We start from the raw sequence: 20,298 nt of genomic DNA, 5'->3' as shown, positions 1-20,298 counted from the left end.
CATGACTACCATGACGATGAAGGTCGTGACGGCGGTGCTGGCCGTATCCGTCACCGCCGCCTGCAGCGGATTCGATCGCCTGCTGAGCGTGCAAACACCCAGCCGCCTGGCCGAGGAATCGTATCTCGTGCCGGCCAATGCGGCGCTGATTTCCTCCAGCGCTGTGGCGGACTATGAGTGCGCACTGGGTGGCTACGCCGTGGCGAGTGGCATGGCGGCCGGCGAGTTGTTCGACGCCACCCAGACCGCCGCCCGCTGGAGCTATGACCGCCGGAACATCCTCGCCGTGGATGCCACGTACGCGACGGCAACGTGCGAAGGCATCGGCGTCTTCACGCCCATCAACACGGCGCGGTATACCAACGACCAGGCTGTCACCAAACTGGAAGAGTGGTCCGATGCCCAGGTGCCCAATCGGCAACGGATGATCGCACTCAATTCAGCGATCGCGGGCTTCAGTCTCGTGTTGTTGGGTGAAGGATTCTGCAGTGGTACGATCAACGTGGGGGCCACGCTCACGCCAACGCAGCTCTTCGACTCGGCAGAAGTGCGGTTCACCAAGGCGATCACCGCGGCCACGACGGCCAACGATGCCGCCATCCTCAATCTCGCCTATGCGGGACGCGCGCGCGCACGTATCAACAAGGCCAACAAGCCCGGCGCGGCCGAGGATGCGGCACGAGTGCCGGTGGCATTTGTGTACAACGCCACGTCGGATGCCACGGTCGGACGGCGCAACAACCGCATGTTCCAGCAGAACAATCAATCGTTCTCGGTGACCATCGCGACGGCCTATCGCACACTGAACGACCCGCGCGTGTCGTTGACCAATCAAAACCGGCTTGCGTCGGATCAGGTGAATCAGTTGTGGACGCAGAACAAGTTCACGAGTCTCACGGCGAGCTATCCCATCGCTTCGGGGATCGAGAGCCAACTGATCCTCGCTGAGGCGCGCGGCGGGGCAGAGGGCATTGCCATTCTCAACGCGTTACGTGCTCGCACGGGCGTGGCGCTGCCGGCGTTGACGGCCCAGGAGACGGCCAACTTCAACGAGGCCGTGGCCGAAGAACGTCGACGCGAGCTGTTCCTGCAGGGCAACCGGTGGTTCGATGTGCGTCGCTTCAATCCGACGCTCGTACCGACCACCGGTACCGCCTACGCCAAGGGCGGTGTGTATGGCGATCAGCGCTGCTGGCCGCTTCCCGACGCTGAAGTCCTGGCCAATCCGAACGCCCGGGGCTGACCAACGGCACGTCGCCTGATGAAGGGCAAAAACAAACACCCCGCGGTCACAGGCGACCGCGGGGTGTTTGTGGTTTCTGTTCGAAGCCCGTTCAGGCCGTTGCGCGATTCCGACGACGACGGTGTACGAGGCCGAGTGTCAGCGCTCCGAAACCCACCAGAGCGACCGATGCCGGTTCCGGTGTGACGATGCCCGGCTGCGGGTTCTCGGGCACATAGCCCTGGAACGCGTTGCGGTAGAATTCGGTTTGTGAGTCGATGTTCGCTGCCACGAAATCGCCGTTGTGCTGACCCCAACGCAGGGTGAAGTCGACATTCGGGGCGAGCACCGCTCCGGTCATGCTGCCAAAGATCGACACCGCATCGCCGGTCACCCCATCGAAGTTCCAGAGCACACGGGACGCCAGACCGCCGGGATTGTCCGTCGTGGCTTGTGAGCATCCGCTGAACTGCGTGTCGTTCGTCTTCACCGTGCACAGATTGAAACCGGCCCACTGAAAGAGAGTCGTCCCGGCAAACCCCTTCACGTTGATGATGATCGACGACGTGTCGTCCGGCGCGTAGAAGTTGTAGTGACCCTTGCCGATCAGATCGGACGCATCGACGGTGAAGACATTGGCCTGCAGGTTGGTACCGCCGAACCACACGCCGTTGCCAGACACCTTGGCGGTGGCGTTGGTGTCGAGAGCCGAATACTGGGCCGACAAGGCCGACAATCGCGCGTACTCCGACGCAAAATCGACGGGGAGAGCTCCAACCGTCTGAGAGCCGAGCACCGTCGCGCCACCCGTCGGCGCCTGCGCGAAGTAGCTGTGCCCATGATTGACCTGGCCGTTGCTCAGCGTCGCGGTGCCACCCACGACCAGCACACCTTCAGGCCGCGGGCCGCCCACATTGGGCGCCACAGCGAAGCTCGAGAGGGTGGCGTTACCACCCACCGCGAGGGTGCCATTCACTTCCGTGTTCTGCATCAGGAAGTCGTGGAACGTGAAGACGTTGTACCCCGTCAGCCCCTGTGCTTCGAGCGCGCCGGCCGGCGCCAGCACCAGGCCAAGCAGCGCCGCCCCCCGTGTGGCCGCCCGATACACCCGGCTGGCCACGGTGTTGGTACGCGGCCCGTTCGTGGCGAAGCGTGTCGCGCCGGCTGCAGAGCGACCGAGAGAAGGAGAAAACACAGCACGCATCAACGACATGTCCGGTATCCCACGTGGGCAAAAGAAATCGGGCCGCATGGCTCAGGCTGCATGGCGCAGCAATGATTGCCAGACCCTCAAAACATGACGGTCGCGACACATTATGAATCATACGTGATCTGCGCCACAGATTCCAGTCGAACGCCAGAGCCTGCTCACTCGTATTCCCTCGGGCAGGACAGCATAAATGTGACGCTACCGTCGCATTGCCCGACGGGGGGACGCTCTCTAGCTTCCCTCGTGACTGGTTGTTTTCTCCATGACTCTCGAACGGAGCGACCGCGGTGAAGATCGCCGTGTGCATCAAGCGCGTACCCGTGATGGAAACGAAGTTTGCCATCGCGGCAGACGGGACCCGGGTGGACGACGCCGGCCTCAAATACGACGTCAACGACTTCGACCTGTGGGCCATCGAAGCCGGCCTGCAGCTCAAGGAAAAGAACAACAACGTGGGTGAGGTCGTCGCGATCTCGCTCGGACCGGATACGGCGCAGGAACAGATCCGCAAGGCGCTGGCGATGGGGGCCGACCGCGGCATCCTGTTGCAGGCGGCCTCCACACCAGCCGACGGGCTGGCGGTGGCACGCGCGCTGGCCGCTGAGCTCAAGGATGGCGGCTATGACCTCGTGCTGTTCGGCCGCATCGCGGTCGACTCCATGAATCAGATGACGGGCCCGATGGTCGCCGAACTGCTCGACCTGCCGTGTGTCACGAACGTCTTCCGCCTGGAGATCAGCGGCAAGACGGGTCGCGCGGAGCGGGCGCTCGAAGGCGCCAGCGAAGTGGTCGAATTCCCGCTGCCGGCTCTGCTGACCATCGACGACGGCTTGAACAAGGAACGCCTGCCGTCGCTCAAGGGCATCATGGCCGCCAAGAAGAAGACGCTCGATGTGAAGCCGGCGCAGTTGGGTGAAGCCCGCGTGTCGGTGAAGAAGATGGTGCTCCCGCCCGAGCGTGCCGCCGGCCGCATCCTGGGTGACAGCGCGGCCGCGGTGCCGGAGCTGGTGAATCTCCTTCAGACTGAAGCGAAGGTGCTCTGACCATGGCCAACGTTCTCGTTTTTGCAGAAGTCCGCAGCGGCGACCTGCGCAAGGTTGCCCTCGAAGCCGTCACGGCGGCCCGCCAGATCGCTGATCTGTCGGGTGGTGGCAATGTGCACGCGGTGCTCGCCGGTGCGGCCGGTATCGGCGCCAAGGCCGACGTGCTGGCCCAGCATGGTGCCGACAGTGTGCTCGTGCTCGAGCATGCCGGTTTTGCGCAGTACAACCCGGAAGCGCTGGCCGCGACGCTGGCCCAGCGCCTCGGTGCCGGCAGCTACGGCTTTGCGGTGTTCAGCGCCACGGCGCAGGGGCGCGATCTGTCCCCCCGCGTGGCGGCCAAGCTCGGTGCGGGCCTCGCGCCCGACCTCACCGGTTTCACCGTCGAAGGCGGCCAGGTGTTCGGTCAGCACTTCAACATGAACGGCAAGACGATCGCCACGCTGGCGTTGACCGGTTCGCCGGCCATCCTGTCGGTGCGCCCGGCGGCTGTCCAGCCGGTCGCCAATGCCAAGCCGCTGGCCACCGAAGCCATCACCTCGGCGGCCGATCCGTCGGCGTCGCGCGTGAAGGTGGTCGAGCTCAAGCAGGGCAACACGGGCAAGATCGATCTCAACGACGCGCCGGTGGTGGTGGCCGGTGGTCGTGGTCTCAAGGCGGCCGAGAACTTCAAGCTGTGTGAAGATCTTGCCGACGCGTTTGGCAACGCCGCCGTGGGCGCCACGCGCGCGGTGACCGATGAAGGCTGGCGTCCGCACTCGGATCAGATCGGTCAGACGGGCCGCAACGTGAGTCCCAACCTGTACATCGCCGTGGGTATCTCGGGCGCCATCCAGCACCTTGCCGGTATGCGCACCGCGAAGACCATCGTCGCGATCAACAAGGACAAGGACGCGCCCATCTTCAAGATTGCCGACTACGGCATCGTGGGTGACGTGTTCGAAGTGATGCCGGCGCTCACGGCTGCGGTCAAAGCCGCCAAGGCGCAGGGCTGATTTTCCGCAGCACACAGGCCCCATCGCCGCGAGGCGGTGGGGCTCTGTTTTGCCCCTCGCCGCGAATGCCATGTCCGGCTCCGGCCGCCATGCGCTTGTCGCGACTCCTCTCCCGGTCTAGCTTCGCGCCATGACCCTGTCCAACCTCGTGTTCGCGGTGATCCTCGCCGGCGGCTTCTGGATGTTCGCCCAGCAGGCGCAACGGCTCGTGCGATGGCTGAAGCTCGCCAAGCCCGAAGACCGTACCGATCACCCCGACATCCGTACGAAAAATTTCCTGCTGATCGGCCTCGCACAGACGAAGATCCTGCGCGACCCGTTCGGTGGCCTCATGCACGCCCTGGTGTTCTGGGGCTTCTGCGTTCTCGGTCTCGGCACGCTCGAGATCTGGATTCAGGGGCTCTACACGCCGTTCACCTGGGGCGTGATCCTGCCGCGCATGCTGTACGTGCCGTACGTGTTCTCGCAGGAGATCTTTGCGGTCTTCGTGCTGATGCCCGTCGGATACCTGCTGTATCGCCGGTTGGTGCTCAAGCCGCGCCGTTTCACGGTCGACGCCGTACACAGTGGCGAAGCGGTGCTCATCCTGGGCGTGATCGCCACGCTCATGATCACGCTGCTGCTCGTGTTTGTTGGCGAAGCCAAGCAGCCCGGCGCCGACCTCGCGGGGCGCGCCATCACGTCCATGTTGCTGCCACTGTTCAGTGGCATGTCGCCGGAAACGGCGCACATCATGGCGCGGGTGAGCTGGTGGATTCACGCGGTGCTCATCCTGTGGTTCCTCAACCACCTGCCGAAGTCGAAGCACCTCCACGTGCTGTCGTCGCTGATCAACGTCTGGCTCTCGAACACGAGCGGCCCGGGGCGGATCGGCGCCATGAAGCCGATGGATCTCGAGGCCGAAGACGCCGAGCAGTTTGGCGCCGCCGATATCGAGCACCTGTCGTGGAAGAATCTGCTCGACGGCTATTCCTGCACCGAGTGTGGGCGCTGCACCGCAGCGTGCCCGGCCAACACCACCGGCAAGCTGCTCTCGCCGCGCATGATCGTGGTGAAGACGCGCGCACGCCTGACCGAAAAGGCGAGCACGCTCGACGCCATCGCAGCGGGCGGCGGCACGGCCACCGAAGAACAGCAGGCGGTGCTGGACAAGAACCTGCTCGACGACTGGATCACGGAAGAAGAGCTGTGGGCCTGCACGAGCTGCCGCGCCTGCGTGCAGGAGTGCCCGGTGAGCATCGATCAGCTCGAGATCATCAACGAGCTGCGCCGCGATCTGATGCTCATGGAGTCGCGCTTCCCCGAGGAGCTGCAGCCCGCGCTCACGAGCCTCGAGCGCAACGGCAGCCCGTGGGCATTCAGCGCATCCGACCGCGAAAAGTGGGCGGAAGGCATGGACATCCCCACGATGGGCGAGATGGCGGCCGCCGGTGAGAAGCCCGATATCCTGTTCTGGGTGGGCTGCATGGGCTCCTTCGACGACCGTGCGAAGAAGATCACCGTGGCGTTCGCGCGCATCCTGCAGGCCGCTGATGTGAAGTTCGCCATCCTCGGTCAGGAAGAGACGTGTCACGGTGACCCCGCGCGTCGTATGGGCAACGAGTACCTGTATCAGATGCTCGCCAAGGGCGTGATCGAGACGCTCGACGGCTATCAGGTCAAGACGATCGTCACGTTCTGCCCGCACTGCTTCCACCAGATGGGCAAGGAATTCCCCGATCTGGGTGGACACTACGAAGTCATTCACCACACCGAGTACATCGAGCGCCTGCTGGGCGAAGGCCGCGTGCCGCTCGAAACGGAGCACGGTCAGCGCCTCAAGGTGGCCTATCATGATTCGTGCTACCTCGGTCGCTACAACGAGATCTACGATGCGCCGCGCAACACACTGAAGAAGGCGCTGCCGATCGTGGAGCTGGTGGAGCCCAAGCGCACCAAGAGCCGTGGCCTCTGCTGTGGCGCCGGTGGTGGCCGCATGTGGATGGAAGAGAACGACGGCAAGCGCGTCAACGTGGAGCGCAGCGAAGAACTTCTGGAGACGGGGGCCGATCAGATTGCCGTGGCGTGCCCGTTCTGCATGACGATGATCAACGACGGTGTGGCGGGTGCCGGCAAGGAAGTGCCGGTGTTCGATATCTCGGAGATCGTGGCGTCGAAGCTCGCGGCGCCGGCGGGATCCGCCTGATCGTCGGTTGTTCGTCTACAACAAACGCAGAGGCCGCGCTCCGATATGGGGCGCGGCCTCTGTGTTTACCGGTGATGCGATTGTCCGTCGCGACGGCGAGGCGTTACGGCCGAATCTCGAGGGCCGCCTGCGCAGCGGTCATGGTTTCACCGCCAAAATCCACCACCGCGAACAGGGTGTAGTGCCCCGGCGCGAGGTGCGGCATGGCCAGTCGGAACTTCTCGGCGCGACCGGCTTCCACACGGCGGGCATCGGCAAACGGGACGGCCAGCACGACTTCGTCGTTGGCGTCACGCACCTGCAGTTCACCCACGATCATCGTGGCCACCGATCCGGTGTTGCGATAGCGCACTTCGAGCTGTTTGCCCTTGAGTAGCAGGTCACTGACCTCGCCGTCCACGACGGGTACCGGCAACGTATCCGCCGTCACGGCGGGCGCGGGCCCGTTGCTCACCGATTGTGCGCCCAATGCGGCCAGTGGGGCGAGAGCAAGCGCAGCAAGGGCAAGAATGCCCAGGGCGATCAGGGGGGCCCGGAGGAGGGAGACCGGCGCCTTGGAGGAGGGAGAGAAAGGCATGCCGGTCTCTACTGGAAGGATGATGCCACGCCTTTCAGCAGGGAAACACGGCGGCAGATCCCCAAAATGTGGTGTGCGTGCGACAGAAACTGACCGGAATTGTCGGTCCGGGTCCGCAGCGGTCACCCTGCGCCGTCAGCCTTCCGAATGCGCATGATCTGCACCTGCTGTTTCACGGGGCCTTCTTCGAACGGCACGGTGGTACTGCTCTCGATGTACAGGCCCACCTGGGGGAGGTGTTCCTTGAACGCCGGAAGGGCAAGGCGGCCGGGGTCTGCCACCAATGCCACGCCGTCATCGCGCAGCGCACGGGCAAGACAGGCTGCCACGAGCGTGGCGTACTCCTTTTCGTACAGGACGTCGGCGGCAATGACCACGTCGAACGTGCCGATATCGTCAGGCCACAGTCGCCAGTTCACCATGCGCACGACCGGCTCCACGCCGAGGTTCCGTCGCGCATTGCTGCGCGCCACGTGCAGCGCGTCCTCGTAGTAGTCGGTGCTGGTCACAGAAAACCCGGCGGCGATGGCTGCCGTGGTGTCCAGGCCGAGTCCACACCCCAGCTCGAGCAACGTGCGTCCCATGCTGGGTTCTTCCAGGAGCGCCCCCGCCAGCGCCCGCGCCGAGGGCCACAGATCGGCCCAGTAAGGCAGTCGCTCATCATGCACGTAGTCGGCTTCGCTGATGAGGTGGTCGGCGTTGGAGGGCTTGATGAGCTGGAAAGTGCGTGCGCTGGCGCCTGCGCCCACCGTGATGGGCACCTCTGTCAGTGTGAACCGACGGGCCAGCGCCGCGTCGAGAGCGTCTCCATGCAATGCGGCCAGCGCCAGCGCCGCAGGATCGAGAGACGAAAACTTGGGTTCACTCATGAGCCGTGATTCACGTAAGGAGGTACCGGAGCCGCACTATGAAGGCGCTCAAGCGGTTGTCAGGAAAGGCGCGTCTGGCAGCAGCAACGCACTGAGCATCATGCCGGACTCCACACGCGCGATCGTTTCGGGCACGACGATCAGGGCATCGGCATGGGCCATACTCTGTTGCAGATTCGAACCCTGCGCTCCAGTGCTGCTCGCTTCGAGTTGGCCGTCGTGTGCCACCACGAGACGGCCGCGCAGGAAATACGTGAGCGATGCCGGTGTCTCGAGCGATTCGCTCATGCGCACTGGCAGTTTCACGTGGCACGTGGTGTGATGTCCGCCCAATTGACGCAACAATGGCCAGGCGAAGAGCATGCCCGTGACCAGCGTGGATACGGGATTACCGGGAAGGCCGATCCACGGCACACCGCGTACCTGACCGGTGCCAATGGGTCCACCAGGGCGGATGCGGGCGCGCCAGAACTGTTGTTCACCGCCCAGTGCCATGAGGGCGTCACGTGTGTAGTCGTGTGCGCCCACCGACACGCCACCTGTGGTCACCAGCAGATCGCATCCGTCCCGTACCGCAGCATCCATAGCCGCCGTCATCGCGTCGAGCGAATCCGGCACGAGGGGCGCCATTGTCACCTCGGCGCCGGCACTGCGCAGCAGCGCGGGCAGGGCATAGCTGCTGGACGAAACAATCCGCTGGCCGGCCAATACCTGATCGAAGCTCTCCACGGGCACCAGCTCATCGCCGCTCGAGAGCACGGTCACACGCGGCGCGCGGTACACTCGTACCGTGGCTTTTCCCACCGATGCCAGCAGGCCAAGATGCGCCGCGCGAATCGATGTTCCGGGGGCAAACAGGATGGCATCACGCGTCACGTCCTCCCCTCGTGGACGCACATTGCCGCGCCCCTGTGCATCGCGGTCATTCACGATGCGCACATGGCCGTCGTGCGATGGAGTCAGGTGTTCGGTGGTGTCCTCCACACGAATCACCACATCGGCACCCGGGGGAATGGGTGCGCCGGTCATGATGCGTACCGCGCTGCCCGGCTGCAGTCGCGGAAGTGTCGACGGGTCGCTGCCCGCCACACTGGTGCCGATCACCGAAAGCACGCACGGCGCGTCGGGCGATGCGCCGGTCACGTCATCACGGCGCACCGCAAAACCGTCCATGCCGGCATTGTCCCACGGCGGCAACGACACCGGGCTCACCACGGATTCCGCGAGTGCTCGGCCAAGTGCCGATGTCAGTGGGACATCGATCGGGCTTGTCGTGCGCGCGCGCGCCGAGTCGAGGATGCTGGCGAGAGCCTCCTCGTAGGACAGCCCACGCCGCACGGCATCCGCTCCACTCACTGGGGCAACGCGGGAAAGGTACCGCCGGCCATGGTGCGCACCAGCAGATCCTGCACGCGCTCCACTTCCCGGGTAGGTACCGAGAAGTTGTTGCACAGCAGCGAGAAAAACAGCAGGCGACCATCGCTGCTCGTGACATAGCCGGACAATGCCCGCGCCTTGTCGAGCGTGCCCGTCTTGGCGCGCGCGTTGCCCTGGGCCGGTGTGTCCTTCATGCGATTCGCGATGGTGCCGTCCACGCCCGCAATGGGCAGCCCATCGCGGAACACGGCATACCACGGCGATCGGTGCATCGCATCGAGCACACGCACCACCGCCCGCGGCGTCAGATAGTCATGGCGTGACAGGCCACTGCCATCGCGATAGGCAACGTCCTGTCCCGTGATGCCCCAGCCAGCCAGCGTCCGCGTGCCAACCGCGCGAGCGCTGTCGAGCGAGCCATCGCCCGATGCGACGTAGCCGGATGTACGGAAGATCAGTTCCGCCATCTGGTTCTGCGACGGTTTCAGCATGCGGCGCAACACATCGGCAAAGGACACACTCTCGATCACACCCAGTGTGTCGATCGCATGGGCGACCGCGCGCTTCGTGCTGCGCGATGCCACGCGGCCAGGGCCATGCGGCGCCGGACGCGCGATGACGCCGCCTTGCACCGAAATCTTGCGCGCACGGAGAGCGTCGCCCAACGCGGCGAGGAATGCATCACTGGGATGACGGTAAGCCAGGGTGACACGTGTACTGTCGCCCTGCGACATGGTGCCCGATACGACAACCTGATGGCCGATGCTGTCGTACACCACCGAGAGCGGCATCGGGCGTGGCGCGATGGCGGATACTGCACTCGTCGCGGTGTCGCGCGTGATCGCCTCGATGCGCACCGCGGGATAGCGCTCGGTTGGTGCCCGACGCACGGTGACCGGGCTGCCGATCTTGGAACCCGCCACGATATGCAGATACAGCTCACCTTCGTTGTACGTGAGCTCGTCGATCGCGGCACTGTACCCCGCGTCGAAATCGTCCCACGCCCATCCAAACCCCGTGGTGGCTCCCGGCAACGCATCACCCCATGGCAAAACCCGCCCGGTGATGCGCTTGATGCCGCGCGCCTGCAGCGTATCGAGAATGGCATCAAAGGCACTGCTGGCACGTCCGCCGCGCAGGGCATCGCTGATGCTTGGATCGCCGCTGCCCTGTACGAGCAGGTCGCCATGAAACACCGACCCGCGCTGTGTCCCATCCAGCAGAACGGGTGTACGCCACCGGAAGTCCGGTCCGAGATGTTGCAGCGCAATCGCGGCGGTCAGCAGCTTCTGGTTCGACGCCGGCATGAACAATCGATCGGCATCGTGCGACAGGATCGTGTCGTTGCGTTCGGCATCGACCAGCAGAATGCCCCACCGGGCGTTGCGCCACATCGGGGCGGCCAGCACGGAGTCGACCAGGTACTGCAGCGTGTCGCGGGTACCGGGCATCGCGATCGTCGCCATCGGCATCATCACCGGAATCATCTCCGGCGCTACCGGCTCGGGACGATGGGGGCCGACGGGCGCTTCCACCGGTGGGCGCGCGGACTTCGCGCAGGCCGCAACGAGTGATGCTGCGATCACGACACCTGCCACCAGTGCCCGCTTCATGCGTCCACCTCGTACGTGCTGCTCAACGTGGTGTCTTCAGCCAGATGCACCCGCACCACGCGGGCGGTGGTGTGGGCCAGCGCCGCCTGCACCCGCTCGCAGATGAAGCGTGCCAGATTCTCCCCCGTCGGGATCAGGCGGCCCTCTGCAAACTCGGGCACGTCGAGATTGATGTTGCGGTGATCGAAGCGCTCGCGGACTTCACGCTGCAGCACACGATCCAGAAACCCGAGGTCGACGACAAACCCCGTTTCTTCGTCCACCGGACCGGCCACCGTCACGTCGCACAGGTAGGTGTGCCCGTGATAGTTGGGATGCGCGCAGGCGCCAAAAACGTCGGCGTTCTCCTGATCACTCCAATCGGGACGGCGATAGCGATGCGCGGCCGCGAAGAGCACGCGACGGGTGAGCGATGTACGGGGCATCGGGCCGCGCAGGAAGGGAAACGACACACCAGCGCCGCCGACGAGGCGGCGCTGGTGAAAGAACGAAAGGCAGTCGTGCGAGTGACTAGCGGAAAATGGGAACCGAGACGCCCGCGCTCACACCCCAGTTGGTGCGCCATGCCGAGCGCTGCCTGGTGTCGGTCAGCACGGAAGTCGTGTCGGACGCCTTCACGAAGTAGCGGTCGGGGTACTGATACTTCCACATAAAACGTCCCACATCCACGCGAATCTGCGGCCCCTTCCGTGGCAGGTATCGGAGGCTGGCGCCATACGTGAGCGCGAACTTGGTGCCGAACCGGTATGCGCCGGTATCGGCGCTCGCGAAGTTGCTGACCAGACCGCCGCCGACATTCAGCGAAGGCATCAGATGGTGCCACGTCTTCCGACCCGTGAGCGAGACGTCGAGGCCCATGTCCATCACGTGTGACGTGGTGGATTCCATGCCCAGCACGCGCGTCGCCCGCGGGTTGTTCGGCACGAGCACTTTGCGCTCGGACGGTGCCATCAGGTAGCGGCCATACAGTGACACGGGTCCGCCGATCCCCAGATCGTAGCGCAGCGATCCCATCACCGACGATTTCACCGCCACGTCAGCGGGGTCGCGCTTGATGGCGAGCCAGCCGGCCATGATGGTGAGAGTCTGCCCGATCTTGAAGTCTTCGTACGGGCTGGTCGTGGGTTGGTGACCCACCTGCGCAGAGGCCACCGCCGGTACAGCGGCAGAGAGTGCCGCCAGCACGGATGCACGGGCAAAAAGGGCAAAGCGAAATGAAGACGCGCGCATCACGAAGTGGCTTGGACAGTTGAACGAACGCGAAGGTCGCGTCCGGTGATTTCAGGAGGAAGCGCGATGCCGAGCAGCGCCAGCGCTGTAGGACCGACGTCGCACAGCGCCGCGCCATCGCGCAGTGACGCCGTTTCGTCGGGATCGAGAATGACCAGCGGAACGGGATTGGTCGTGTGCGCTGTGTGCGGCTGGCCGGTGATCGGGTCCACCATCACGTCGGCATTGCCGTGATCGGCCGTGATGATCAGCCGCGCGCCGCCCACCGCCGCCGCGTCGATGATCCGCGCCAGGCAGGCGTCCACCGTTTCCACCGCACGAATCGCCGCCGGAATCGATCCGGTGTGACCCACCATGTCGGTGTTCGCAAAGTTGCACAGCATGAAATCGTGTGTGCGATTCGCGAGCGCGTCACACAGGATATCGCACACCGCCGGTGCGCTCATCTCCGGCTGCAGATCGTAGGTCGCCACCTTCGGACTTGGCACCATGCGACGGTCTTCACCGGGGAACGGTTCATCCCGTCCTCCGTTGAAAAAGAACGTGACGTGGGGATACTTCTCGGTCTCCGCGGTGCGCAGTTGGGTCAGACCGGCGTGGGACACCATCTCGCCGACGAGATGGCGCATCGACTGCGGCGGAAACGCGATCGGGAAATCGAAGGCGTCGTCGTAGTTGGTCATCGTGGTGATGTGCAACGACGGCCGCACACCGGTCTCGAAGCCGGCGAAGTCGGGCAGGGTCAACGCACGCAGCGACTGCCGCATGCGATCGCTGCGGAAGTTGGTGCACACCAGCACATCACCATCCCGCATCGGGGCGAGGGCCTGGCCGTCAGGACCGGCCATCACCCAGGGTTTCACGAATTCGTCGGTGGTGCCGGCGTCATACGACCGCTGCAATGCGGCGAGCGCGTCGCCTTCGATCGGCGCATCACCCTGGACCGCGGCCTGATACCAGAGACCCGTGCGTTCCCAGCGGTTGTCGCGGTCCATGCCGAAGTAACGACCACTCACCGACGCCAGTTGCGCGCGTCCGGCGGTTCGTTCGAGCAACGAGGACAGAAACGCGTACGCACTCGATGGCGGCGTGTCACGACCGTCGAGCATCGTGTGGATGACCACACGCGGCACCCCCTCACGATGCGCCAGTTCGACCATCGCCACCATGTGCTCATCGTGGGCATGCACACCGCCGTTGCCCAGCAGACCGAGCAGGTGCAGGGTGCCGCCGGTGCGCTTGGCTGCCGCACAGGCCGCGAGCAGCACCTCGTCGCGAAAGAAGTGGCCGTCTTCGATCGAGGCCCCGATGCGCACCAGGTCCTGCATCACCACGCGCCCGGCACCGAGATTCAGGTGTCCGACTTCGCTGTTCCCCATCTGTCCGTCGGGCAGGCCCACAGCCCGCCCCGATGCGCTGAGCAGCGTACGTGACGGATGTGACCAAACCCGGTCCCATGTTGGGGTGTTGGCGAGGCAGATTGCATTGGCCTCACACGCTTCGCGATACCCCCATCCGTCCAGGATGATCAGGGCCACCGCTCGCGTCGGTCGTGCAGACATCGGTCTCCGGGGTAAGCTTGGGGAAATGTCGTGGGCGGAATCTACTGCAACGCGGCTCAACCATTCAGAGGAACCCCGGATCTTCATGCGTGTTCGTCGTCGGATCGTCGTACTGACCCTGGTGTTGGTCGCCCTCGCGGTACTGGATGGTTTCCTCCTCTTGCGACGGGCACACTACCGGGAGGAGACCGCGCGGCTGCGTACCGGCATGACGGCACTCGAGCGGCAACGCGCCGATGCCATCGTAGCCGCCGATGCGGACCGCGCCACGCTCATGATCGAGCTGCTGCGTCGACAGGCCCAGGGCGACGAGGCGCTGCACCTCGCCGTGAACGTCGATTCGTCGTTCGTGGCCCTGGATCGTGGCACAGCTCGCCTGCGCACCATGCCGGCGGTCATCGGCCCGGAGCGACGCGTGGGAACACCTCCCGACACCATGCACGCCGTCGTCCCCCGGGGTATGCGCGTGGTCGAGCGCCTGCTCGGCAAAGGCGACCGCTACGAATTGCCGGCCTGGTTGTGGTTGGACCGGGGACTCCCGGTGCCGGAAATCAGGGCTGACAGTGGCTGGACCGGTACCCAGGCCATCGTCACTACGGGCGGCGTACTCATCTACTCCATCCCGTCACAGGGCCCCCTGGCCGACAGCAGCTATGTCATGCCCGGTGCCATACGGGTCTCGGCGGCCGATCTGGTCGCGATCCGAGAAAACCTCACCGCCGGAACCAAGGTGTACTTCTTCTAATTATGGCACCTTTCTTCCAAGCCCGAGCGCGCTGGCTGTTGGTCCTGGTGACCCTGTTGGCCGCATATAGCACCTGGCTCCTCATCGGCACCTTCCGGCTGCGCTTCGAACGCGATGTGGCCCGCATGGTGTTCAACGACAATACGGAAGCCATCGAACAGGCCGTGCTGCAGGCTGGCGCCGGCACGGACAGTCTCCGCGCCGAGCTGGCGGAGAGCACGCCCCCGCCGGCCTCGGCCAATGCACCCTACCTGGTCGTGTCCATCGCGGAACGGCGGGTGTGGTACAAGCAGGGTGACAGCGTGCTGTTCACAGCGCCCGTGGCCACCGGCTCCGGCAAACAGATGGTGGTGAAGGGCAGCACCAAGGTCATGCGCTTCGAAACGCCCCGAGGGCGGCTGGTCGTGCAACGCCGAGACTCCGCTCCTGCCTGGATTCCACCTGACTGGCACTTCCAGGAGCAGGCCAACAAACGAGGAATGGGTCTGGTTCAGCTTGTTCGCGGAACGCCGATCAAGCTGAAAGACGGTTCGAGCATTGCCGTTCGTGGGAACGACGTGGTTCGGGTGGGGTCGGATGGCAGTGCCAAACCGCTCACTGCCAGTGACGGACGGGAGATCGTGGCTGATGGGCGGGTTGTCATTCCGCCTTTTGGAACCAACCAGCGTAAGTACCCCGATGTGCTGGGTACCCGGCGGTTGTATCTGGGTGATGGCTACGCACTGCATGGGACGAACAATCCGAAGTCTGTCGGCCAAGCCGTGAGCCACGGATGTGTCAGACTGCGGAACGAGGACATCGAAGCGCTGTACAATCAGGTTTCCGTCGGGACACTGGTCTACATCTACTGACCGGCGTTCCCACACACGCGGCCGGCTGTCTCCCGGCGGCTTTGCGCCCCGTGATGCGGGAGTCCCCTGACAGGGGGACTTATATTTCCCGACTGACGCTCGATCGTCTTTCTGATAGCTATCAGAACTCGAGCGCCATACCCGACTCCGTGAATTCGCCACAGCCTCTCGATACTGCACGCGTCGCTCGTCGTCAGTCCCGTTCTCCTCGCCTGGTGCGTCGCCTCTCGGTGACGCTCGGCGTTGGTGCATGTCTGACGTTGGCGGCCTTTGCCCGACCTGGTCGCGCCAGTGAGGTGCCGCTGCATGCCGCGCGCCGTCCGGCCGATCGGAGCGCGGTCACCCGCGTATCGGCACCGGGTTCGTTGATCGACTCCCTGCGTGGACGCAGTCGCAAGCTGCGGGCGCGGTTCCTGTCGCCCACGCGCATGGCCAGTGTGCCGATCCTCCGCGAGTTGTTTGGCGATTCGGCGGCCTCACATCCCGGGGTGTACGCCACGCCCGATTCGGTGAGCGCGTCGGCACCGTTTCATTTCATCACGATGCGTCCGTTTGCCGACAAGGTGCGTGGTCGCATCGGCACGTACCGCATCGGTTTTTTCCCTGCGGAACGGCGTGGGGTGCGCAGTGCGGCATACACCAATCCCGAGGGGTTCCTCGAGGTGACCGCCAGCAATCAGGACACGCATATCTCGGAGCACTTCCGGTTGCGTGATTTCCTGACGCACGACCAGGCGACGGTGTGGCCCAAGTACCTCGTGTTGCAGGAAACGTTGGTCGACAAGCTCGAACTGGTATTGAGCGAGCTGCGGGCGATGGGCATTCCTGCGCAGAAAATGCGCGTGATGTCAGGCTTTCGGACGCCGCAGTACAACGAGCAGGGTGTGGGCGCCGGTGGCCGGGTGCAGGACAGCCGTCATCAGTACGGTGATGCGGCCGATGTCTATGTCGTGAACGGCACCCGCGACTGGATGAGTGATCTCAACGGCGATGGTCGTGTCGACATCCGCGATGCGCGGGTTTTGGCCAAGGCGGCCGAGCGGGTGGAGCAGGCGCACCCGGAGCTGGCCGGCGGTATTGGCGTGTACATGGCGAATTCGGTGCATGGCCCGTTCGTGCATATCGACGTGCGTGGACAGCGTGCACGGTGGGGATCGCTGTGATCCGGCGTCGTACCGCATTGGTGCTGAGCGGATTGGCAGCCATCACGGCGGCCATCTGGTATCAGCCGCCCGGTGAGCTGATGGCCGACACGTCCGGATTGAGCGCGGCGCGTCGTGTGCCGCGCGTGGAATCGGCGCCCGAGGCCCGTGGACTCAGTGGCGATGTGCACATGCGATTCGTGCGGGCCGGCGAACGTCTGGCATTCCCGCTGCGCATGAATGGCGAACCGCTGGCTTTCACGTACCAGTGGATCGCCGTCGGCAGCAATCAGTCGGGTGACGTGGCGCGCCCGTTGGACAGCGACACGCTGCTGGCACCGCTCACGCCTGGCTTCTACGAGCTGGCGTTGACGCGTGCCGGTGTCACGCAGCGCATCACGGAGCCGCGCCTCGCGGTGTTGGTGCCTTTTGAGCTCAAGCTGGGCAGCACGCTGAACGGCTATCAGATCGGGCGCTATCCCGCCGAGTGGTCACGGGACGAGCAGGGCGAGCGCCCGGACGGTTTTGCGGAAGTGCGGGAAGAGCATCTCGACCTCCCGCTCACGCGGCATTTGAAGGTGCGCGATTTTGTCACACACGACCGCCAGACGATGTGGCCGCGCTATGTCGCCGTCGATCCGCGTGTGCTGGACAAGATCGAACTGGTGCTCCGTGAACTGGCCCGTCGCCGTGGCGAAGAGCGCATGGATTTCGAACTCGAAGTCCATTCCGGGTTTCGCACCCCGCTGCACAATTCGAGCGTGGAAGGCTCGGCCCGCGATTCCCGCCACCTGTACGGTGATGCCGCGGACGTGGCGATCGACGCAGACGGTGATGGTCGCCTGACGATTTTCGACGCGTATCGGGTGGAGCAGGCGGTGGACTGGGTGGAGCGCCTGCACCCGGAATTGGCCGGCGGGCTTGGGGTATACAGCAGTCGGCGCTACGCTACGCCATATTGCCACATCGACGCCCGCGGCGAACGGAAACGCTGGCGCGGCTGATCACGTAAGGCGGGCCAGGAGGAAACACATGAATCCATACGTCCGCGATCGCATCACCCGAAAGCTCGACACGCTCAACGACGAGCGTCTCTATCAGGTGCTCGACTACGTCGAGTTCCTCGAGTCGAAGTACGCCGAGAAGCCGGCACCGGTGGCCAACGTCTTCCAGCGCTTCACCGATGGCGTGGAAGACACGCTGCGGGCCGGCGGACTGGCGGTTGGAACTGTCTCCGAGGCCATGGGGTTTCTCAACAAGGCCGTCGGGGTGCTGAACAACGTCGCACAAACCACCAAAACCGTGGCCACCGACGTGGTGTCCGCTGCCAAGACGGCTGCCGACCAGATCGGAGCCCCAGGAGCTCCCGGGACACCGAACGGTGCACCCAGCGGAACTGCGCCGACGGCGCCCGCGGCTGCATCGCCGGCTGCTCCGGCGGCCCCGCCTCAGGCTGGTGCTGCTCCTACCCCACCCGTGCCGCCACCGGCGCCCGGTCCCACCTCGAGCTGATTCATGGACGAACGGCAGCAACCCGACCCGGATTCTCCTCAGGACGAGGCGCGTGTCAGCGCTCGTCAACAGCGTCTGTCGGCTGCCCGGCGCGAGCGGCGGGCGCGCCGTGAAGCGAGCGAGGCACGAGAAGACAGCGCGCGGGAAGGGGCTCGACGGGGAAGCGCGCCACGCCGTGGGCTCAAGCGCTCGGTCGTCAACGCCATTCGCCAGATTCCTTCGTATATCCGGCTGCTGATCGGTCTGTTCGGCGATCGCCGGGTGTCACCGGTGGATCGGTTCATGGTGATCGCAGCGGCGGCCTACATCATCTCACCGCTCGATTTCATTCCCGACGTCATCCCCTTCCTGGGCGAAGTGGACGACGTGTTCCTGCTCATGCTTTCCCTGCAGCGGCTGGTGGAGCGGGCCGGGTACGATACGCTGCTCGACCACTGGCGCGGAGACCCCCGCGAGCTGGAAGACCTCAATCTGGCCGGTATTGTGGCGGCCGCCGGGTTCTTCCTGCCCAGCCGGCTGCGTCGCCGTCTCCGCAAAATGGCCGGGCATCGCGACTGATCAGACCCGGACGGCCGCCCTCGCGACTCCCGTCGTCCGGGTCCGTCGGTCTCGGTCTGCCTACTGGAGTTGATTCGTCGTCGGGTGCCGTCTACTCTTCAAGATGGCACCCTCGACAGTAGGACCTTCGCGTGGCTCCGCCCGTATTCGTGAGGACGTCGCACTTACCTTCGACGACGTCCTCCTCGCCCCTCGACACTCTCTCACGCATCCGCGTGAGGTGACGCTCCACTCGCGATTCACGCGAGGCATCACGCTCAATGTGCCGCTGGCGTCCGCGGCCATGGATACCGTGACCGAGAGCGAGATGGCGATTGCGATGGCTCGATATGGAGCTATCGGTGTGTTGCACAAGAACATGTCCATCGACCGCCAGGCGGCGGAAGTCGATCGGGTAAAGCGCAGCGAAAGTGGCATGATCCTCAATCCGATCACACTTTCCCCCACCGCCTCGCTGCGGGAAGCCGTCGCCCTGATGATGCGCTTCAAGATTTCCGGGGTACCGATCGTCGACGGCGCGGGACAATTGGTCGGCATCCTGACCAACCGCGACCTGCAGTTCGAGCGAGACCTCGATCGACCGCTTCGCGATGTCATGACCGGTCAGGGGCTCATCACGGCTCCGGTGGGCACCACCCTCGACGAGGCCGAGCGCATCCTCGGCAAACATCGTATCGAGAAGCTGCCCGTGGTGGATGACCATGGCACACTGAAGGGACTGATCACCGTCAAGGACATCCACAAGCGTCGGCAGTATCCGGACGCCAACAAGGATCAGCATGGCCGCCTGCGGGTGGCGGCAGCGATCGGCGCCGGCGCCGACTACCTCGACCGGGCCAGGGCACTGGTGCAGGCGGGGGTCGATGTCCTGATCATCGACACGGCCCACGGGCACAGTGAAGGGGTGTTGCAGGCCACGGCCCGGGTGCGCGAGGCTTTCCCCGAGGTACAGCTCGTGGCGGGCAATGTGGCCAGCCGTGCGGGTGCCGCTGCCCTGGTGGAGCGGGGCGTTGATGCGGTCAAGGTGGGCGTCGGGCCAGGCTCGATCTGCACCACGCGCGTGGTGACCGGCGTGGGTGTGCCACAATTGACGGCGGTGATGGATGCCGTGGATGGGGCCGGTGATGTGCCGGTGATTGCTGACGGTGGTGTGAAGTATTCCGGAGATATTGTGAAGGCGCTTGCTGCCGGTGCGTCGAGCGTGATGATGGGCTCGATGCTGGCGGGTACGGAAGAAAGCCCGGGTGAGTCGTTCCTCCTCGAGGGTCGCCGCTTCAAGATGATCCGCGGGATGGGGTCGCTCTCCGCGATGCAGGACGGCTCGGCCGACCGCTACTTCCAGGAAGGCGAGATGTCCCCCAAGAAGCTTGTCCCCGAGGGTATCGAGGGACGAGTGCCCTACAAGGGTCCCGTCGGCGACGTCCTGTTCCAGATGGTCGGCGGGTTGCGGAGCGGTATGGGTTACGTAGGGTGCGGCAGCATCGAGGCGTTGCGTACAGACGCGGAGTTTGTGCGCATCACCACGGCCGGCCTGCGCGAGTCGCACCCGCACGACGTGACGATCACGCGCGAAGCCCCCAATTACTCGCTCTGACCAGTACTTTCACCGG

19 protein-coding genes are annotated in these 20,298 nt (G+C 64.8%); 11 read left to right on the top strand and 8 right to left on the bottom strand.

Features of this window, described 5'->3' with window-relative positions; all coding sequences use genetic code 11:
- The first annotated feature begins 1 nt into the window (after position 1).
- Positions 2–1,243, top strand: a complete 1,242-nt coding sequence (locus GAU_RS12705) for a RagB/SusD family nutrient uptake outer membrane protein (RefSeq protein ID WP_015894280.1) — start codon at positions 2–4, stop codon at positions 1,241–1,243.
- 91 nt (positions 1,244–1,334) lie between these two features.
- Here GAU_RS12705 and GAU_RS12700 read toward each other — a convergent pair whose 3' ends face one another.
- Complete coding sequence (locus GAU_RS12700; RefSeq protein WP_015894279.1) at positions 1,335–2,435, bottom strand: choice-of-anchor A family protein; 1,101 nt, start codon at positions 2,433–2,435, stop codon at positions 1,335–1,337.
- A 284-nt stretch (positions 2,436–2,719) separates the two neighbouring features.
- Between GAU_RS12700 and GAU_RS12695 the strand changes: the two genes are divergently transcribed.
- The 3 genes from GAU_RS12695 (at position 2,720) to GAU_RS12685 (ending at position 6,652) form a co-directional block, all read left to right on the top strand.
- Positions 2,720–3,475 (top strand): electron transfer flavoprotein subunit beta/FixA family protein, encoded by a 756-nt coding sequence (locus GAU_RS12695; protein ID WP_015894278.1) that lies wholly within the window; start codon positions 2,720–2,722, stop codon positions 3,473–3,475.
- A gap of 2 nt (positions 3,476–3,477) precedes the next feature.
- Positions 3,478–4,467 carry an electron transfer flavoprotein subunit alpha/FixB family protein gene (locus GAU_RS12690; protein ID WP_015894277.1) on the top strand — a complete coding sequence of 330 codons (990 nt, stop codon included), beginning with the start codon at positions 3,478–3,480 and terminating at the stop codon, positions 4,465–4,467.
- Positions 4,468–4,597: 130 nt separating this feature from the next.
- Complete coding sequence (locus GAU_RS12685) at positions 4,598–6,652, top strand: heterodisulfide reductase-related iron-sulfur binding cluster (RefSeq protein ID WP_015894276.1); 2,055 nt, start codon at positions 4,598–4,600, stop codon at positions 6,650–6,652.
- 103 nt (positions 6,653–6,755) lie between these two features.
- Here GAU_RS12685 and GAU_RS12680 read toward each other — a convergent pair whose 3' ends face one another.
- The 7 genes from GAU_RS12680 to gpmI all read right to left on the bottom strand — a co-directional run bounded on the left by GAU_RS12680 (position 6,756) and on the right by gpmI (position 13,880).
- Complete coding sequence (locus tag GAU_RS12680; RefSeq protein ID WP_041265512.1) at positions 6,756–7,229, bottom strand: hypothetical protein; 474 nt, start codon at positions 7,227–7,229, stop codon at positions 6,756–6,758.
- A gap of 122 nt (positions 7,230–7,351) precedes the next feature.
- On the bottom strand, positions 7,352–8,098 hold the full coding sequence (locus GAU_RS20975; RefSeq protein ID WP_015894274.1) for a class I SAM-dependent methyltransferase: 747 nt from the start codon (positions 8,096–8,098) through the stop codon (positions 7,352–7,354).
- A gap of 48 nt (positions 8,099–8,146) precedes the next feature.
- A complete protein-coding gene (gene glp / locus GAU_RS22265) occupies positions 8,147–9,454 on the bottom strand; it encodes a molybdopterin molybdotransferase MoeA (protein WP_052574423.1) in 1,308 nt (435 codons plus the stop codon).
- Positions 9,451–11,088, bottom strand: coding sequence for a D-alanyl-D-alanine carboxypeptidase/D-alanyl-D-alanine endopeptidase (dacB, locus tag GAU_RS12665; protein WP_015894272.1), 1,638 nt, complete (start codon positions 11,086–11,088; stop codon positions 9,451–9,453). The genes glp and dacB overlap by 4 nt, the downstream gene beginning before the upstream one ends.
- A complete protein-coding gene (locus GAU_RS12660) occupies positions 11,085–11,513 on the bottom strand; it encodes a 6-pyruvoyl trahydropterin synthase family protein (protein ID WP_070105076.1) in 429 nt (142 codons plus the stop codon). Before GAU_RS12660 ends, dacB begins: the two co-directional genes overlap by 4 nt.
- A gap of 85 nt (positions 11,514–11,598) precedes the next feature.
- Positions 11,599–12,318, bottom strand: coding sequence for a hypothetical protein (locus tag GAU_RS12655; RefSeq protein ID WP_015894270.1), 720 nt, complete (start codon positions 12,316–12,318; stop codon positions 11,599–11,601).
- Positions 12,318–13,880, bottom strand: coding sequence for a 2,3-bisphosphoglycerate-independent phosphoglycerate mutase (gene gpmI / locus GAU_RS12650; RefSeq protein WP_015894269.1), 1,563 nt, complete (start codon positions 13,878–13,880; stop codon positions 12,318–12,320). The genes GAU_RS12655 and gpmI overlap by 1 nt, the downstream gene beginning before the upstream one ends.
- Before the next feature lie 85 nt (positions 13,881–13,965).
- On the opposite strand from gpmI, the gene GAU_RS12645 reads away from it, so the two are divergent.
- The 7 genes from GAU_RS12645 (at position 13,966) to guaB (ending at position 20,282) form a co-directional block, all read left to right on the top strand.
- A complete protein-coding gene (locus GAU_RS12645; RefSeq protein ID WP_015894268.1) occupies positions 13,966–14,625 on the top strand; it encodes a hypothetical protein in 660 nt (219 codons plus the stop codon).
- A gap of 2 nt (positions 14,626–14,627) precedes the next feature.
- Complete coding sequence (locus GAU_RS20970; RefSeq protein ID WP_015894267.1) at positions 14,628–15,476, top strand: L,D-transpeptidase; 849 nt, start codon at positions 14,628–14,630, stop codon at positions 15,474–15,476.
- Between the two features lie 215 nt (positions 15,477–15,691).
- The gene (locus GAU_RS12635) at positions 15,692–16,639 is read left to right on the top strand and encodes a D-Ala-D-Ala carboxypeptidase family metallohydrolase (protein ID WP_052574422.1); all 948 of its coding nucleotides are present in this window, start codon (positions 15,692–15,694) and stop codon (positions 16,637–16,639) included.
- Positions 16,624–17,622: a D-Ala-D-Ala carboxypeptidase family metallohydrolase gene (locus GAU_RS12630; protein WP_015894265.1), complete on the top strand. Its 999-nt coding sequence runs from the start codon at positions 16,624–16,626 to the stop codon at positions 17,620–17,622. Before GAU_RS12635 ends, GAU_RS12630 begins: the two co-directional genes overlap by 16 nt.
- A gap of 28 nt (positions 17,623–17,650) precedes the next feature.
- A complete protein-coding gene (locus GAU_RS12625; protein ID WP_015894264.1) occupies positions 17,651–18,130 on the top strand; it encodes a hypothetical protein in 480 nt (159 codons plus the stop codon).
- Between the two features lie 3 nt (positions 18,131–18,133).
- Entirely contained in the window at positions 18,134–18,688 is a 555-nt protein-coding gene (locus GAU_RS20965; RefSeq protein WP_015894263.1) for a YkvA family protein, read from the top strand.
- A gap of 103 nt (positions 18,689–18,791) precedes the next feature.
- Complete coding sequence (gene guaB / locus GAU_RS12615; protein WP_015894262.1) at positions 18,792–20,282, top strand: IMP dehydrogenase; 1,491 nt, start codon at positions 18,792–18,794, stop codon at positions 20,280–20,282.
- Positions 20,283–20,298: the final 16 nt, after the last annotated feature.

The organism is Gemmatimonas aurantiaca T-27 (assembly GCF_000010305.1).
GTDB classification, from domain to species: Bacteria; Gemmatimonadota; Gemmatimonadetes; order Gemmatimonadales; family Gemmatimonadaceae; genus Gemmatimonas; species Gemmatimonas aurantiaca.
The sequence above is the reverse complement of the archived record's forward strand: the minus strand, read 5'-3'. Positions and strand labels throughout refer to the sequence as shown.